This window comes from Epilithonimonas pallida (assembly GCF_900182975.1).
Taxonomy (GTDB): domain Bacteria; phylum Bacteroidota; class Bacteroidia; order Flavobacteriales; family Weeksellaceae; genus Epilithonimonas; species Epilithonimonas pallida.
This window is the reverse complement of the sequence record NZ_FXUO01000009.1, coordinates 81,106-97,022: the sequence shown is the minus strand read 5'-3', so window position 1 is coordinate 97,022 and position 15,917 is coordinate 81,106. Positions and strand designations below refer to the sequence as shown.

Annotated in this window: 19 protein-coding genes; 12 read left to right on the top strand and 7 right to left on the bottom strand. The window is 34.6% G+C overall.

Annotated features, from left to right (window positions below):
• The first annotated feature begins 253 nt into the window (after positions 1-253).
• From QOL71_RS15870 to QOL71_RS15815, 12 genes are all read left to right on the top strand, one after another.
• The gene (locus QOL71_RS15870; RefSeq protein ID WP_283417871.1) at positions 254-424 is read left to right on the top strand and encodes a hypothetical protein; all 171 of its coding nucleotides are present in this window, start codon (positions 254-256) and stop codon (positions 422-424) included.
• Positions 425-509: 85 nt separating this feature from the next.
• Positions 510-2,186 carry a tetratricopeptide repeat-containing sensor histidine kinase gene (locus QOL71_RS15865; RefSeq protein ID WP_283417870.1) on the top strand — a complete coding sequence of 559 codons (1,677 nt, stop codon included), beginning with the start codon at positions 510-512 and terminating at the stop codon, positions 2,184-2,186.
• A 10-nt stretch (positions 2,187-2,196) separates the two neighbouring features.
• Complete coding sequence (locus QOL71_RS15860) at positions 2,197-2,862, top strand: response regulator (RefSeq protein WP_283417869.1); 666 nt, start codon at positions 2,197-2,199, stop codon at positions 2,860-2,862.
• A gap of 129 nt (positions 2,863-2,991) precedes the next feature.
• Positions 2,992-3,234 carry a hypothetical protein gene (locus tag QOL71_RS15855; RefSeq protein WP_283417868.1) on the top strand — a complete coding sequence of 81 codons (243 nt, stop codon included), beginning with the start codon at positions 2,992-2,994 and terminating at the stop codon, positions 3,232-3,234.
• Entirely contained in the window at positions 3,149-3,514 is a 366-nt protein-coding gene (yidD, locus tag QOL71_RS15850; protein ID WP_346772108.1) for a membrane protein insertion efficiency factor YidD, read from the top strand. The genes QOL71_RS15855 and yidD overlap by 86 nt, the downstream gene beginning before the upstream one ends.
• A 7-nt stretch (positions 3,515-3,521) precedes the next feature.
• Positions 3,522-3,854 (top strand): YegP family protein, encoded by a 333-nt coding sequence (locus tag QOL71_RS15845; RefSeq protein ID WP_283417866.1) that lies wholly within the window; start codon positions 3,522-3,524, stop codon positions 3,852-3,854.
• A 9-nt stretch (positions 3,855-3,863) separates the two neighbouring features.
• Positions 3,864-4,934: a type I restriction endonuclease gene (locus QOL71_RS15840; protein ID WP_283417865.1), complete on the top strand. Its 1,071-nt coding sequence runs from the start codon at positions 3,864-3,866 to the stop codon at positions 4,932-4,934.
• Positions 4,935-4,940: 6 nt separating this feature from the next.
• Positions 4,941-5,216, top strand: a complete 276-nt coding sequence (locus QOL71_RS15835) for a hypothetical protein (RefSeq protein ID WP_283417864.1) — start codon at positions 4,941-4,943, stop codon at positions 5,214-5,216.
• A gap of 227 nt (positions 5,217-5,443) precedes the next feature.
• Positions 5,444-5,890 carry a DUF6804 family protein gene (locus QOL71_RS15830; protein WP_283417863.1) on the top strand — a complete coding sequence of 149 codons (447 nt, stop codon included), beginning with the start codon at positions 5,444-5,446 and terminating at the stop codon, positions 5,888-5,890.
• Positions 5,883-6,293: a hypothetical protein gene (locus QOL71_RS15825; RefSeq protein WP_283417862.1), complete on the top strand. Its 411-nt coding sequence runs from the start codon at positions 5,883-5,885 to the stop codon at positions 6,291-6,293. The genes QOL71_RS15830 and QOL71_RS15825 overlap by 8 nt, the downstream gene beginning before the upstream one ends.
• 3 nt (positions 6,294-6,296) lie before the next feature.
• Positions 6,297-7,634 (top strand): coiled-coil domain-containing protein, encoded by a 1,338-nt coding sequence (locus QOL71_RS15820; protein ID WP_283417861.1) that lies wholly within the window; start codon positions 6,297-6,299, stop codon positions 7,632-7,634.
• Between the two features lie 13 nt (positions 7,635-7,647).
• A complete protein-coding gene (locus QOL71_RS15815) occupies positions 7,648-8,535 on the top strand; it encodes a hypothetical protein (RefSeq protein ID WP_283417860.1) in 888 nt (295 codons plus the stop codon).
• 28 nt (positions 8,536-8,563) lie between these two features.
• Here QOL71_RS15815 and QOL71_RS15810 read toward each other — a convergent pair whose 3' ends face one another.
• From QOL71_RS15810 to QOL71_RS15780, 7 genes are all read right to left on the bottom strand, one after another.
• The gene (locus tag QOL71_RS15810; RefSeq protein ID WP_283417859.1) at positions 8,564-9,934 is read right to left on the bottom strand and encodes a tetratricopeptide repeat protein; all 1,371 of its coding nucleotides are present in this window, start codon (positions 9,932-9,934) and stop codon (positions 8,564-8,566) included.
• A gap of 161 nt (positions 9,935-10,095) precedes the next feature.
• Positions 10,096-10,776, bottom strand: a complete 681-nt coding sequence (locus tag QOL71_RS15805) for a hypothetical protein (RefSeq protein WP_283417858.1) — start codon at positions 10,774-10,776, stop codon at positions 10,096-10,098.
• Positions 10,769-11,638, bottom strand: a complete 870-nt coding sequence (gene rfbD, locus QOL71_RS15800) for a dTDP-4-dehydrorhamnose reductase (protein ID WP_283417857.1) — start codon at positions 11,636-11,638, stop codon at positions 10,769-10,771. Before rfbD ends, QOL71_RS15805 begins: the two co-directional genes overlap by 8 nt.
• Position 11,639: 1 nt before the next feature.
• A complete protein-coding gene (locus tag QOL71_RS15795) occupies positions 11,640-12,119 on the bottom strand; it encodes an acyl-CoA thioesterase (RefSeq protein WP_283417856.1) in 480 nt (159 codons plus the stop codon).
• Positions 12,120-12,177: 58 nt separating this feature from the next.
• Positions 12,178-12,678 carry an OmpH/Skp family outer membrane protein gene (locus QOL71_RS15790; protein ID WP_283417855.1) on the bottom strand — a complete coding sequence of 167 codons (501 nt, stop codon included), beginning with the start codon at positions 12,676-12,678 and terminating at the stop codon, positions 12,178-12,180.
• 28 nt (positions 12,679-12,706) lie between these two features.
• Complete coding sequence (locus tag QOL71_RS15785) at positions 12,707-13,360, bottom strand: OmpH/Skp family outer membrane protein (RefSeq protein ID WP_283417854.1); 654 nt, start codon at positions 13,358-13,360, stop codon at positions 12,707-12,709.
• Between the two features lie 22 nt (positions 13,361-13,382).
• Positions 13,383-15,917 carry a BamA/OMP85 family outer membrane protein gene (locus QOL71_RS15780; RefSeq protein ID WP_283417853.1) on the bottom strand — a complete coding sequence of 845 codons (2,535 nt, stop codon included), beginning with the start codon at positions 15,915-15,917 and terminating at the stop codon, positions 13,383-13,385.

The following is a 15,917-nucleotide window of genomic DNA, read 5'->3' as shown; positions in this document are numbered from 1 at the left end:
TAACTGAAATTTGTAATCAGAAATCAGTGACAAACAAAACCTTACGAAAACAAAGTTACAAAACTGGTTTCAAAAAACAACCTGATAAGACGGAGGAAGATCTCTGGCTTGGGAAGCAGATATTTCTCTTCCGTTTTTGAAGGTTACTTCCCAAAAATTTAAGAAGCGCTTCTTTTTTCAACAATGTGTAAACATGCTTGCGGCCTGTGTCGCAGGGAAGAACACGAATGTCAATTTTTAAATTTTTAAAACAATGTTAAACTTACTTTTAATATTATTGGGATTAATTTCAAATCCTTCAAGTTCAAATACTTCTAACTGTGGAAATGATGACGGCACAACAACCACCGTTGCGCAGCCAAATCCGGCTGATACCGGAGGGGAAACCGGACATCCTATTCCTCCAAGGATTATAGGCGGGTAATAGAATTCTGTTAAACTTGTCAGAACAATTAGCGAAAGAATATTCTTTCGCTAATTTTTTTTAATTTGGATAAAAATTAATAAACTTGAAATACGTCTACTCTATACTATCAATTTGTTTTATAATAGCCTGTTCAAAACAAGCTAATAACAAGAATGAAGTTAGAAAATCTTCCAATCCGCTATATGAAAAGGCTTTTGATTATAAAGATAATGGCAAAATCGACAGTGCTTTTTTATATTTTTATAAAGCCAAGGATATTTTTCTACAGCAAAAAGACAGTTTCGGAACTGGAAAATGCCTTGCAAATATTGCCATTATTCAGGAAACCAAAGGAGACTATTTTGGAAGTCAGGAAACCGGGCTTTCTGCACTTAAGTATTTTATTGAAAAGGATAGTTTACAACATAATTACCTATCAATCAATTATAATGTATTAAGCTTAGTTTCCAGTAAATTGAAAAATTATAACCAGGCAACTGGATTTTATAAGAAAGCAATTGCCTTTGCAAATGATAGGAATAATAAAATAATCTATGAAAATAATCTTGCAATCAATTACAAAGAACAAAAACAATATCAAAAAGCAATATTAATTTTTGAAAACCTGGTGAAAAATAATCAGACAGATAGTGTCATTTATGTAAAATCAAAAATAATTGATAATCTGGCATTTACAAAATGGTTGCAGAATATCAACTATAATCCAATTCCAGAATTCCAAAAAGCATTAAAAATCAGACTAAAAGAAAAAGATAATTGGGGTTTAAATTCAAGTTTTGCTCACCTTTCAGATTATTACAAAAAAACACGGCCTGATTCTGCATTATTCTACGCCAGAAAGATGTATGATATTGCAAAAAATATAGATAGTCCTGACGATCAGATAGAAGCTCTTGAGAAATTAATTTCTCTGGAAAATCCTCAGAATTCAAAACAATATTTTCAAGTTTATCAATCACTCAATGATAGCCTTCAAACTGCAAGGAATAAAGCAAAAAACCAGTTTGCGCTCATCCGTTATGAAACCGAAAAAAACAAAGCAGACTTTCTAAAAGCAAAAGCAGAAAGCACGCAAAAACAAAATCAAATTATAAAACAATATGTTGTAATTGCAATTATAATCTTATCATTAGTATTATTAATTATAACATTTAGAAAACGACAAAAAAGGCTTCAACAAGAAAAATTATTAGAAGTAAAAAATACAGAACTGAAAATCTCTAAAAAAGTTCACGATAAAGTCGCCAACAGGATATATCAACTGATGTCACAAGTTGAAAACAAGGATCTGATAGACAAAGATGCGCTTCTATTTGGTTTGGAAAACGCTTATGAAACTTCCAGAGATATTTCTTACGACAATAAAGATATTAATGAAAACCAGAGTTTTTCCGAGCAGCTTCATAAGATGCTGGATTCTTATTCTTCTGATTCTGTAAAAGTTGTTTTTATTGGAAACAACGAAAAATTGTGGGAAGGCATCAGCTTTCAAAACAAAACTGAGGTCTATTTGGTGTTACAGGAACTGATGACGAATATGAAAAAACATAGTCAGGCCAATATCGTTTCTATTAAATTTTCCAGAGAGAATCCAGTCATAAATATCTCATACACAGACAACGGAATAGGAATCAAGAAATTTTCTCCAAAAAATGGCTTGCAAAATATGGAAAACCGTATTAATGCGATCAACGGAACAATTATTTTTGACACAGAAAACAATAATCTATTGAAAATCAACATTACATTTCCTGTCTAAAATAATACATATGTTAAAAAAAATTTTAATTGCCGAAGATTACGAAAGCTCCAATATCTCTGTTCAAAAAGCTTTGGAAGATCTCAAAATTCCAGACCCAAAATATGTCAATTATTGCGATGATGCGCTCAGCAGAATCAAAATGAGTCTGCAAGAAAATAATCCTTTTGAACTCCTGATCACAGACCTCTCCTTTGACGAAGATCATAGAGAGCAGAATATCAAAAATGGTCAGCAATTGATCTCTGCTGCAAAAGAACTTCAGCCAAATCTGAAAGTAATTGTTTTTTCTGTTGAAAAAAAAGAAGTGATCATTGAGAAACTTTTCAAAGAACAAAAAATCAACGGCTATGTAAAAAAAGGTCGCGAAGATGTGAAAGATCTGAAAAAAGCGATAAAAGCCGTTTTTAATGGTGAAAAATACCTTTCTTATGAATTAAAAGGTAAAAGCGAAGAAAGAAATTCTTTCGAATTTTCAGAATATGACACATTGCTCGTTTCTCTTTTGGCTAAAGGAATTCTCCTGAAAAACATTCCTGATTATTTAAAAGAAAATCAAGTTAAGCCCGCAAGTATGAGCGCAGTTGAAAAACGATTAAAGGAAATAAAAGAATCTCTGAACATCAACAGTAATGAACAATTGATCGCGTTCTGTAAAGACTTTGGAATTATATAAAATATTCAACAATAAACAGATATGTTAAAACTTTCGAAACTTTTCGAAAGTTTTTTGTTTTACGGAAATCCGTAAAAAAAGAATATCAGGCAGAGGTACTTTTGGATTGTTAAACAAAAACAATTTATTATGGAATACAAAGTAGTGCCTTTTGTTGCAACCCTTAATCAGCAACAGCAAAACACAAGTATAGCAGCTCAACAATTAGAAGATTTAATAAAGAACTATGTTAGCCATGGCTGGGAATATGTGAGAGTTGAGAGTGTATCAACATACGTTCAGCCAGATGAGGGATGTTTTGGAATTGGTGCAAAACAAGGTTTTATGGCTTCATACCAAATGGTTGTATTTAGTAAAGAAAACCATGTCTAAATATCTTTTGATTCTGCTGATTAAGCTTTATTGGTTTTTAATTCCTAAAACCAAAAGAAGGAAATGCATATTCAGAAAAAGTTGTTCAAAATATGTATATGACAAAACTATAAATGAGGGAATTATCCAAGGATTAAAAGCTTTACAATATAGATATTCTAATTGCAGAAGCGGATTCCACATCTTTGAAAACCCGATCACAAAAAAGATTCAAATCATCCTACCTAATAACTCAATTCTTGAAGAATACGAAATATCTGAAAGATTTATAACAAAATAAAAAAACGATGGGAAAATTCATTATTACAAAAAGAAAAGACGGAGAATATCAGTTCAACCTGAAAGCGGGAAACGGAGAGATCATCCTGACAAGCGAAGGTTATGTAGCAAAATCGAGATGTAAAAACGGAATAGAATCCGTAAAAATCAATTCACAAATCGATTCAAGATTTGAAAGAAGAACTGCTGTAAATAAAAAAGATTATTTCGTTTTAAAAGCAGGAAATGGAGAAATAATTGGAAAAAGCCAATTGTACTCCACAAAACAAGGAATGGAAAATGGAATTATCTCCGTGAAAGAAAATGCTCCAACCGCAGAAATCATTGACGAAACAAATTAATTAATAACCATGGAACTCAAATTAAAACTAGAGCAACTGCATCAACGTGTTAACGGACTCAAAGATCAGATACAAACCGAGGAAGCGACAAAAACGGCTTTTGTAATGCCTTTTATTCAGATTCTGGGCTATGATATTTTCAATCCTACAGAGGTAATTCCGGAGTTCATCGCAGATATTGGAACAAAGAAAGGAGAAAAGGTTGATTTTGTCATCAAGAAAGACAATGAACCCATTCTCATTATCGAATGCAAAAGTTGGAAAGAAAATGCAGACGCTCACAATTCTCAGCTTCACCGTTACTATCATGTTTCCAAAGCCAGGTTCGGTGTTCTGACCAACGGGATTATTTATAATTTTTATACTGATCTGGAAAAACCAAATATTATGGACGAGAAACCTTTCTTCACCATCAATCTTGATGATCTGAAGGATAGTTCCATCAAAGTCCTTGAGAGTTTTACGAAATCAGGTTATAATCTTGAATCGATTTTGGATTCTGCAGAAGCATTGAAATATATCAAAGCTATCCGGAAAGAATTCGAAAAAGAAATTGAAAACCCTTCCGACGAAATCGTAAGATTGCTGGTGAACCGTTTTTTTGAAAGACCACTCACAGCCAACAGATTAGCGGTTTTTAAAGAATACACCAAAAGAGCGCTGAACATTTCGATTTCAGAATCCATCAGTTCCCGTTTGAAATCCGCTTTGGTCATCAATGATAATATCGAAACTGAAAAGTCGGCTATTCCTACGCCAAATATTGACCAAAACAATGACATCCCGAAAGTTATAACTACAGAAGAAGAATTGGAGGCATTTCAAATCGTGAAAGCCATTTTGCGGGAGAAAATATCTGCTGAGAGAATTGCATACAGAGATACGCAATCTTACTTCGGGATCCTGCTTGATGATAACAACAGAAAACCGATCTGCAGATTTCATTTTGGAACGAATAGAAAGGTTATCGAGTTGTTCCATAACGGAAAAGATGCAGGAGAGAAGAGGAATCTTAATTCTCTTGACGAGATCTATGATCACAGAAACGAACTTCATAAAACCATTGAAAATTATAATTAAGATATTATGAAAAAACTACTCTTCACTTTACTGACATTAGGATTATTAATCCCGACAACTTTCAGTGCTTCAACAAAAAATCCTTCACGCTCAGAGTTCTTTGCTAAAAAACAAAAGAAGAAAAAAGCTTCTAAAAAGAGAAAATCAAGAAAATCATATGCAGACAACGGCTGTACTTACAATGGATATCCTTTGATCAAAGGAAAAAGAGGTGGCTGCTATTATTGGGCAGGAAATAGCAAAGAATATGTTGATAGAAGTTATTGCTCTGGATGTAATTGATTTTCAACAAATAAGAAAATAATTATGAGAAAAATAATTTTATTTTTTATAATCTCTTTATCATCTAATTCTTGTTCCGGAAATGGAGATTCAGATAGAGATTTAAATGGAAGATGTACTTATAATGGACACACATTGTATGTAGGGGAAAAAGGTGGTTGTTATTATTTATCCTCTGGTGGAAATAAGGAATATGTTGACAAAAGTTATTGTTCCGGATGTAATTAATGATGGAAACAGCAACTTCTCAAAAAGATTTCAGGCGACTGGAAATGATCTATAAAACATTATTCACATTCTGTGCGCTCTGTTGTTTCATCGCTATTCTTCCGTTACCATTACTGTATTACACATTTCTAAGAATCATTGTTTTCATTTCAGCGGGAATTGTGGTTTACCATTTCGGAAGACAGAAAGAACTGCTTTGGGTCATTGTTTTCGGGATCATCCTGATTTTATTCAATCCGATTGTTCCTGTTCATCTTTATTTTAAAAGTATCTGGATTCCGATTGACATTGTCACAGCAATTTTGTTTCTGCTGTTAGTTATCATCAGACTGAAAAAGAAGGAATTACCTCAGGAAATCATTCCGGAAAAACCTCCTCAACTCAAAACATTCAGCAGAGACAGGATTATTAAAACTTCATCAAAAAATAATATCAATAATGAATGAAACTATAGCAACAACCGAAAATCTTAAAGCACATTTTTTAAGGCTTTATCAAATGGCAATCTGTGATGATAATTTTAGTTCACTGGAACTGAAAGCACTTTACAAATCTGCAGAAGAAAGAGGAATCTCTCAGAAAAATCTCGATGAAATTCTTTTAAATCCAACGAATTCAAAATTGACAATCCCCGAAAGCATCGAAGAAAAAATCGATTATCTATATGACCTTACCGTAATGATATGGGCTGACGGAGAAGTTTCTGCCAACGAAAAATCTTCTTTGGAAAAGTACGTCGTAATGTTTGGGTTCATGGAAGAAAACGCCCTCCAAATTGTGGATTTTCTTATCAATTCTGTAAAAGAAGGAAAAAGTAAAACTGCCATTTTTAACGATTTAAAAAACTAAATTATGACCAGTAATATTAAAAATATTTTCAGGCTAAAACCTGTTTCGGCTGATAAGGAAGAATCTCCTCTTCAAGTTGTTGACACCGACAACAATGCAGAATCAACAGAGGAAACAAGAAAAAGAACCTACCACGAATCCGGTTATAGAGACAGTTCCCGAAATAATGGAAATCATACTGCTTTATCAATTTGTCTGGACGCAATTTATTCCAAATTTCAAAATGAGGAAAAAGAATTGGCGGACAAACAAAACAAACTGAAAGAGCCTTACATCAACGAGCAGAAAAATAAAGAAACGGAAATCAAAGGCCTTACTGTTTCTCTTGATAACAAGGAAGATCAAATCAAAGAAGTTCAGCAAAATATTGAAACCGTACAGAATAAGATCGAAACGCTGAAATTTGAAATTAATGATATCCCTAGAAATCCGGAAACTTATCACATCAAAGCCAGCAAAGGTGCTTCTACAAAGTTTTGGATTGGACTGTTACTTTTGATTCCAATCAGTTTGTATCTGTTCACATTTTATATTTCTACTTCCTTTTCGGCATTTTTTAAAACATTTGACCCGAATGTCAGCATAATGCAAAGTGTTCTAGATGCACAGGCATTCAACAAAGCCTGGGACGAAGGTCCATTGGAAGGTGCTTTTGTAACATTGATCCCTTTCGTATTTCTGGGTTTAGGTTATCTCATCCACATGTTCGGGGAAAACAAAAACTGGCTCAATTATGTGAAAATGTTTCTGCTCTTTGTAGTAACTTTTGTTTTCGATGCCATTCTTGCTTATGAAATCGAATCCAAAATCTATGAACTTAATAAAACCTTTGATTCTCCGCCTTTTGACTTATCTATTGCTTTTACGAAGAACCAGTTTTGGGGAATTATCTTTGCCGGATTTGTGGTCTATATTATCTGGGGACTCGTTTTCGATTTCATCATGAAAGAACACAAGGAAAAAGATAAAATCAAACACGAACAAATTAAAAAACAAAAAGACATCCTTGTTCATCAGGACCGGATTACCGGATTTGAAAAACAAATGGAAGATATCAAAAACACTATAGCCAGCATCAAAGAATTGATTATCAAAGCCAGAGGAAGAATCGAAGAGCTTCAGAATATTATCGATGGCGTTATTATTCCTACCAAAGAATACAAATCGTATGCTTCGGAATATGTCCAGGGCTGGATTACCTTCGTCAATGAAAAACTAGCTGTTTCGCATTCCGTAAAGCAAGAAATGATCGAAGAATGTAAAAACCAATACAATTATAATCTGAATAAAGTCGGTGCAAACTCTGACAGTCAAAATTCCGTTTATGTTTCTGTCCTTTAAAAAACCAATACCTATGAAATATATATATTTTCTGCTGCTTGTATCATTTTCTTTGATTCAATGCAAAAAACACGAACCGAAAGTCGGAGACACACACAAGAGTGACTCTATTTCTAACAGCAAAAATCTGAACATCAGCATTCTCATCGATCTTTCCGACAGGATTGACCCGGAAAAATATCCCAATCCTTCAATGCAATATTATCAAAGAGATTTGGAATATATCAAAGCGATAAAAACAGGATTTATAGATCACATCAAAGGCAAAAAAGTGATGCAGCTGAATGACCAGATGCAGATTTTCTTCAATCCTGAGCCATCAGATTTCAAAATCAATGACTTTGCGAAACAACTGAAAGTTTCGTTCGATAAAAATACTTCTAAGGAAAATATCAAATTGGTTGATGAAAAATATTCATCACTTCCGGAAAAAATCTATCAATCGGCCATTGATGACAAACAATATGTCGGTTCGGATATTTGGGGATTTTTCAAAAATAAGGTCAATGACTATTGTATCAAAGATAAACACAGAAACATTCTGTTCATTTTAACGGACGGTTATATGTTTCATAAAGATTCTAAATTCACAGAAAATGGAAAGACTTCTTATCTCACACCGGAATTTGTAAAATCATTAAAACTAAACACTTCCGATTTCAAAACTAAAATCAATGACAAAGGTTTAGGATTTATAAAAGCTAATGACAATCTCGATAATCTAGAAATTGTAGTTCTTGGAATCAATCCTGAAAAAGGAAACCCTTTTGAAGGTGATGTCATAAAAATGTATTGGGAAAACTGGTTAAAGGAAATGAATGTCAATCAATATCAGGTTAAAGATGCTGATTTACCAACCAACCTCGACCCGATTATCCAGAAAATTATTTTCAATAATTAGAAAAAGCTCAGATTACTCTGAGCTTTTTCTATTTTTTCTTGGTCTTTATTTTCTTGACCTGTTCTTTGATGAACGGATACTTCTGCTGCATATCTTTGCTTAATGATGGATCCAGTTGCAAGGCTTTCTCCAGCTTCTGAATGCCTTCGGAATCGTTCTTCAGATTGAAATAACAGTTGCTAAGCTGGTAATACAGCTCGGCACGCTGGTGAGTTTGTAAAGCTTTTTCCAGAACAGTAATGGCTTCTTCATACTCACCAATCAACATCAGGACTTCCGAATAAGCATACCAATTGTAGAATCTGCTTGGTTCCGCTTCTATCAGCTTTTTCAGGCAACTTAAGCTTTCCTCATATTCTCCACAGGTTATATAGAGAAAGGCCAGGCGTTTCTGGTATTCCAGATTACCTTCGTTAAGTGTTGCCGCTTCATGTGCAAAGTAAAGTGCTTCTTTTGTATTTCCCATCTCTTCATAGATCTGGGACTGTTCCATCATTGCCAGATAAAACTGAGGATCTTCTCTTAATGATTTTTGGAATGATGTGAGTGCAGGAACCAATTTACCTGCTTCTTTGTAGCACAGACCAATTTTATAAAAGGTGAACGCTTTGGTATATTCTAGCTCCAGCATCTCCTTGTAAACCGAAATTGCTTTGTCCCACTCGCTCATGGCTTCATAACAGGACGCTTTGTTTGCATACACGCCTACTGCACCCGAGTTGATCGCTAGAAGATAATCGAAACCTTTGATGGCTTCTTCATAATTTTTCTTGTTGAAGAAGAACTGTCCGTACTCGTACCAGGCTGTTTCTGAAAACGGGAATCTGTCGAGATATTGATTAAGGAAATCTAATGCTTCCTGGGGACGATTCAGCTTACTGTAACAAATCATTACATTCTCCAAAGAATAATCGTCATAAGGATCATGTTCCAAAGCTGCCGTGTAATGTTTCAGCGCATTGAAAGGATCGTCGAGATTGACGTACTCATCCGCAATGAAATTGTGAAGAAAGTTTTCTTCTTCTTCCAGCTTCAAGGCTTTCAGACAATATTCTATGGATTTTTTAGGGTTTCCGAGATTAGAATAATATTTAGCGCAACAAACTAAAAAGTCTGTGTCCTCCAAAGATGACTGATGCAATTCGTCAATCAGTTCTTTAGCTTTACCATAACGCTCCAGTTCCAAAAAAACTTCAAGCTGTTTGGTTTTGATTTCCAAAGAATTAGGATGAATTTTCAAAGCATGATTTACGGCAAGTTCCGCATAACTGTAATCTCCTAATTCCAGATAATAAATAATGATATCTACATATTCTTCTGTATCGAAGTACAATTCCTCATTATTCTCTATCATTTCTTCGAACTTTTTTGCAAGTTCGTTTTCAAAAAATTCTTCCAATATGTGTGATTTAGATTTGAGATTTAGCTCCGCTCAGTTAGATTCTGTCCAAGTGAGGTCTGTAAATCAATTACAATTAGCCGGGTTCTTAAATCTTCTTGTATAAAGTTAATCAATTTTATTCTGAAAATAAGTCATACTATTGTTATAACTTATTAACATTAGTCCTTTTTCTGTTCAGAATATATTGTAGTCAAAAACATACCAAACGACTTCTCCAATCCTGTGATGTCGCCTGATTTTAAGTTGATTCCTCCATAGATACTGTCGTTACTACGAATTTTGAAATCGGTCAAAGAAAAGTACAAAGACGGCTGATCTTGTTTTCCTGACAATTTTACCGCTGAACCTAATAATTTTCTTGTAGAAACTGTCAAAACTTCATTATTGATCAATTCCAATCTTAGGAAACTTCTTGGTTTTACCTCAATCGTCTTGTTATTAATATTGATTTTCTGATTTTTGTCCGATGACGAAACCAAATAAACGACATTTTGCTCATCAGTAATATAATCAGCAGGCGTGTAAAAAAGATTCAGAATATAATAAGCCGGATTAAAGTTCTGGAATGTTCCGTCCACATTTTCAATAGGTTTTAATGAAAATGAATTGGCTCCGATTTGCTTTGCTTTTTTATATACCTCTCCAAATACTGTGACGTCATCATTTGAAAATCCATTCACAAGAATTTCGCCCAGAAATTCGGATTTCGACGGTTCTGATATTCTATAAAAAAACTTGTTTTTGTTATCGCTTGTTTTCTCAACCTTATTCAATGTAACCATCTGAAGATAAAACAACTGACAACAAAAAACACCAATTAAAAATAGTAATTTACGCATTCGTTAATTTTAATGTTTCGATGCAGTCGCGAAGACTGTTTTCCCAATGTTTTGGTTCGATATGATAATCGTTTTCAATCTTATCCAATGACATTGTGCTTCTTTTCGGACGTTTTGCCGGCGTCGGGAATTCTTCTGTCGTGATTGCTTTTAATTGAACGTGAGAATCTGAAAATTCTTTTATTTTACTGGCAAAATCAAACCATGTGGTTTCCGGATAATTGGAAAAATGATAGATTCCGAAAGTCTTCTTTTCAGCATCTATGATTTCCATAATCGCCTCCGCAAGATCATTTGCATTGGTTGGCTGTCCAAACTGATCACCTACGATTCCCAGTTCATCTTTAATTTCAAATAAATGAAGCATTGTTTTTACAAAGTTCTTGTTGAACTCAGAATATAACCATGATGTTCTCAGAATCACAGTCTCCGGATTATTTTCCAAAGCCAATTCTTCACCTTTTCTTTTGGAAGCGCCATAAACGCCAATCGGATTGGTAAAATCGTCTTCAGAATAGCTAAGATTAGTTTCCCCGTCAAAAACATAATCTGTAGAAACGTGAATTAAGATTGCATTGTTATCTTTACAAACCTGAGCCAGATTTCCGACACCATCTGCATTGACAGCAAAAGCATTTTCAACTTCTTTCTCCGCCAGATCCACAGCCGTGTAAGCTGATGCATTAATTACAAAATCAGGCTGATATTCTGCAAAAACTGTATCTACTTGCTCGTAATTTGTAATATCCAGAACTGATGACCCTGTAAAGTTAAAGTCATATTGATCATGGTATTTTGGCGCTAACTTTTGCAGACAATGTCCTAATTGACCGTTACCTCCAATAACAAGTATTCTTTTCATATTATTTTGTTTTATTCTGGATTCTTAAATAGTTCACACGTTCCTTAAATGTTGTATGGTCTATCTCGACCAGAAAATGAGCAAACTTTTGCAATGTTGCTTCCGGCATTTTCTCTGCCCTTCTGGTTTTCATATTGAAATAAATAACCGTCAGCCAAAAAACGGCATGAACGATCCCGTTCTCATCTTTCATTAATAACTCCACAACTGCTGTCAGATCATCCACATATATGGTTTTACTTGTAATTTCAACCGTAGAATTATACCTTACTTCCTTGAGATAAGCAATCTCGTTCTGAACGGTAACCCATGTACAACCGGTCTCTCGGGTATATTGTTCGTAAGTGAATCCATAATTCTGTTCAACATGATCTTCTCTGGCGTTCAGCATATATTCCAGATATTTGACATTGTTAAGATGGCCGATCGGATCGCAATCTGCAAAACGGATTTTTACTGTAGATGAAAATTCTTTTTCCATAATACAAAAATAAAAAAACCGCTCCGAAAAAGAGCGGTTTTAATGGTTTAGTAATCTATTAAAGACCTAATTCTTTTTTAACAGCTGGTGTAGCATCGGTTCCTGCTTTATACACTAAAGCCGGGCTGGAAGCGTCAAATACAAACTCATATCCGGCAGCTTTAGAAACTTTAGTAATAGCATCGTTGATTTTTTTCTCAATCGGAGCTAATCCTGCATCTCTTTTATCAGCGATATCTTTTTGAGCAGCAGCATACATCTGCTGAAGATTGTCCTGAAGCTTTTGAACTTCTTGACTTCTTTGCTCGTTGATAGCCTGAGTTTGCTTAGGCGCTTCGTCCTGATATTTTTTCATTAAATCCTGTAAAGATTTTCCTTGCTTTTCCAACTCACCTTGTTTTGCTGTCTGCAAGTTTTGTAATTGCTGATCCAACGCTTTCATTTCCGGCATTGATGTAAAAATTGAATTCACATCAACAGAAGCAATCTTCTGTGCGTTTGCAAATCCTGTAGCAAAAACCATTACAACAGCTACTAATAATACATTTAATTTGTTCATTTTAAAAAGTTATGTTTATATATTTAAATTAATTTTCACTAGCTTTCAGTTCAGTAGCCTCATTTGATGACGCTTTCCTTTGTAAACTATTTATTTTTCCTTTCGGAGTTCTTCCGTTTTGTCCCTTATTATTTCCCCCTGGCAAAGCGTTATTTTTCGTCTCATCAGCTTTTGGCAGATTTTTAACTAATAGACTGAGCACTGCATCCGTATAATCGTATCTTTTATCCAGGAACAAAACATTGTTGGTTGTTTTATCCAAAACTATGCCCAAATTATTTTTTGTAGATACCGTTTTAATAGCGTTCCAAATCTGATCCTGATATGGTTTTGTAAGATTGGAACGAAGCTGGTTAACTTCTCCGTTTGAACCAAATCTTGCACCAATTGTATTACGGATACTGGCTTCCATATCGACAATTTCTTTTTCTCTCAATTTCAATTGTTCTCCAACCAAAAGAACCTTTTCATTTTCAAAAGCTTCTTTTTTTCTTTCATACTCTGTCTGTAATCTCTGTAAGTCCGATTGCCATTGAGAAATCTGAGTATTAAGCCTATTTTCGGCTTCTTTGTACTGAGGTAATTTGCTCAATATATAATTCGTATCTACTACTCCGATCTTCTGCGCATAGATTTGTGTTGCAGTAAAAAGAATTGTTACAATTAATGCTATTTTTTTCATCCTATAAAAATAATATTTTATTTTATAATGGTTGATTCATCAAGAAGTGTGTCTGCCATCCTGATGGTTCTGAACCTCCCAGAGTTTTATCAAATCCATATGCGAAGTCAAATCCAATCAAACCAAATGCTGACATTGAAACTCTGATACCGATTCCTGCAGATCTTTTTAATCTGAACGGATTATAAGTTCCAAAGCTGTTCCAGGCGTTCCCTGCTTCTACAAATGTCAAAGCAAAAATCTTTGCTGTCTGATTCATAGAAATAGGATATCTCAATTCCGCAGCAAACCTGTTATAGATTGTTGCTCCACCATAAGGTGTAATATCATAAGGAGATGAAGAGCTGAACCCTGTAGATGAAGCATTTTCATAACCTCTCAAAGGAACTAATTCTCTACCATCAAATCTACCATTGAACAAACCAACTCCTCCTACATAATATCTTTCAAATGGTGGTGGTCCCAGTTCTTTACTATAGCCATTCAGGAATCCCATTTCTCCTGTTGTTCTAAGAACCAATTTCCCGATCACTTCATTATAGAAATCAGCTTTTAGTTTCACTTTATAGAATTCCATCCACTTATATTTGTCCAAAGTACTCATTGTTGAGTAGTCTTTGTTACTAAACCAGGAATAAGGCGGTGTAAACTTCAACGAGGCTTCTATGTTAGAACCATATGTTGGGAACACAGGATCCAAACCAGCTGAGTTTCTACTTAAACCAATATTGAAACTGAATGATTTTGTGCTTCCGTTATATTCCAGCGCATCTCCAAAATAGAAAGGATAATTACTGAAATTATAACTCTGAAACTGTACCCCGGTATAAAGCGAGAAATAATCATCCGGCCACTTCAATAGCCTTGTCAAACCTGCCGTTGCCGAGAAAATATTCATCGTTTGATCTCCTGTGGAGTAAGAATAATTAACTCTGGAATAATTTAATCCAACACTCAAAGCTGTAGGTCTTGTTCCAAACAACCAAGGTTCTGTAAAAGAAACTCCATAATTGGTAAAATATTGTCCTGCTTGTGCCTGAAGTGATAATGTTTGTCCGTCACCTTGCGGAACAGGCTTGAAATCCTTGAACTTTAGGAAATTCCTCAAAGAGAAGTTATTAAAGGTTAAACCCAGTGTTCCAATGAAAGATCCTCCACCGTAACCCGCTTGTAACTGAACCTGAGAAGAACCTTTCTCAACCAATGTCCAGTGCATATTCACCGTATTATCTTGTGGATTTGGTTTCACATCAGTTCCAATTTGCTGAGGATCAAAAAACTGCATCCCGGCTAATTCGAAGTATGTTCTTTTGATATCTGATTTTGCAAATAAAGTTCCCGGTTTTGTTCTAAGCGCTCTAAGAATAACGTGGTCATGGGTTGTTGTATTTCCAGACCAAGTTACGCGGTTCCAGGTTGCTTTTTCGCCTTCATTAATCCTGATTTCCAAATTAATAGAATCACCTTTAATCGATTTTTCAATTGGGGTTACATTCGAGAACAGGAAACCATTGTTCATGTAAACAGATTTAAGGTCAGAATCATCTTCTTTACCTCCATCTTCTCCAACTTTTTTGTTGAATCCAACAGCATCGTAAATATCTCCTGTCTTATATCCTAAAATTTTCTGTAAGAACTCAGTCGTGAAAGTTGTATTTCCTACGAAGTTGATATCACCGATATAGTACTTTTTACCTTCGTTAAGTTTTACATTGATATTATAACCTTTTTCATTTCTGGTCACAGAATCTGAAACAATTACTGCATCTCGGAAACCTAATGAGTTATAATAACTTATCAAGTTTCTTTTGTCCTCGTCATACTTGTCCTGAACAAATTTTGACGGCTTCAAAATCCCTAGCAAAAATCTTTTCTGCTTAGTATTTTTGAATCCTTTTTTTCTTAGTTTTCTGTCAGAAACTTCTGTATTACCATCAAAAGTAATTTTATTGATTTTAACTTTTTTACCTTTAGCCACTTCAATTGTCCAATCCACCAAATTAGGATCTCCTGCATTAGCTTTTTCCTGGATATTGATCTTGGCATCAGCAAAGCCTTTTGCAATATATTCCTGAGGAATTTTGTTCTGTAAGCTGGAAACTAAGTTGTTATTAATTTTAGTTCCCGGTTTCAGATTATTATCCTTGATCAGTTTTTCGTTTTTGGATTTACCAATTCCTTTACCAGTAAATTTGATTTCTCCAAGTTCTTTAAGATCCTGCAGCTGGAATTGTAAGATCACATTTTGGCCTTCGACATCTTGTACATAGACCTCTACTTTCGAAAATGATTGTGTTTCCCAAAGCTTTTTGACAGCTGAGCTGACTCTTTGCCCTGGTATTTCTAACTTCTCTCCTTTCACAAGACCAGTGAAACGCAAAATCTGAGCTGGGGTGTATCTTTTGACTCCGTCAACAACGATATCTTTCAGAACATACTCTTGGTTTTGGTTTCCTACAAGTTCCGTGTTTTCTGCATTGTTACCCTGTGGAACAACCTGAGCGTGAAAATACACTGAAGCTGTTAACAAAATAATGGGTATAAATCTTAATTTCAT

Coding starts and splice junctions, on each gene's coding strand:
- QOL71_RS15870 (WP_283417871.1), top strand. CDS start 254: ATGTTAAACTTACTTTTAATATTATTGGGATTAATTTCAAATCCTTCA.
- QOL71_RS15860 (WP_283417869.1), top strand. CDS start 2,197: ATGTTAAAAAAAATTTTAATTGCCGAAGATTACGAAAGCTCCAATATC.
- QOL71_RS15855 (WP_283417868.1), top strand. CDS start 2,992: ATGGAATACAAAGTAGTGCCTTTTGTTGCAACCCTTAATCAGCAACAG.
- yidD (WP_346772108.1), top strand. CDS start 3,149: ATGAGGGATGTTTTGGAATTGGTGCAAAACAAGGTTTTATGGCTTCAT.
- QOL71_RS15845 (WP_283417866.1), top strand. CDS start 3,522: ATGGGAAAATTCATTATTACAAAAAGAAAAGACGGAGAATATCAGTTC.
- QOL71_RS15840 (WP_283417865.1), top strand. CDS start 3,864: ATGGAACTCAAATTAAAACTAGAGCAACTGCATCAACGTGTTAACGGA.
- QOL71_RS15835 (WP_283417864.1), top strand. CDS start 4,941: ATGAAAAAACTACTCTTCACTTTACTGACATTAGGATTATTAATCCCG.
- QOL71_RS15830 (WP_283417863.1), top strand. CDS start 5,444: ATGATGGAAACAGCAACTTCTCAAAAAGATTTCAGGCGACTGGAAATG.
- QOL71_RS15825 (WP_283417862.1), top strand. CDS start 5,883: ATGAATGAAACTATAGCAACAACCGAAAATCTTAAAGCACATTTTTTA.
- QOL71_RS15820 (WP_283417861.1), top strand. CDS start 6,297: ATGACCAGTAATATTAAAAATATTTTCAGGCTAAAACCTGTTTCGGCT.
- QOL71_RS15815 (WP_283417860.1), top strand. CDS start 7,648: ATGAAATATATATATTTTCTGCTGCTTGTATCATTTTCTTTGATTCAA.
- QOL71_RS15805 (WP_283417858.1), bottom strand. CDS start 10,776: ATGCGTAAATTACTATTTTTAATTGGTGTTTTTTGTTGTCAGTTGTTT.
- rfbD (WP_283417857.1), bottom strand. CDS start 11,638: ATGAAAAGAATACTTGTTATTGGAGGTAACGGTCAATTAGGACATTGT.
- QOL71_RS15795 (WP_283417856.1), bottom strand. CDS start 12,119: ATGGAAAAAGAATTTTCATCTACAGTAAAAATCCGTTTTGCAGATTGC.
- QOL71_RS15790 (WP_283417855.1), bottom strand. CDS start 12,678: ATGAACAAATTAAATGTATTATTAGTAGCTGTTGTAATGGTTTTTGCT.
- QOL71_RS15785 (WP_283417854.1), bottom strand. CDS start 13,360: ATGAAAAAAATAGCATTAATTGTAACAATTCTTTTTACTGCAACACAA.
- QOL71_RS15780 (WP_283417853.1), bottom strand. CDS start 15,917: ATGAAATTAAGATTTATACCCATTATTTTGTTAACAGCTTCAGTGTAT.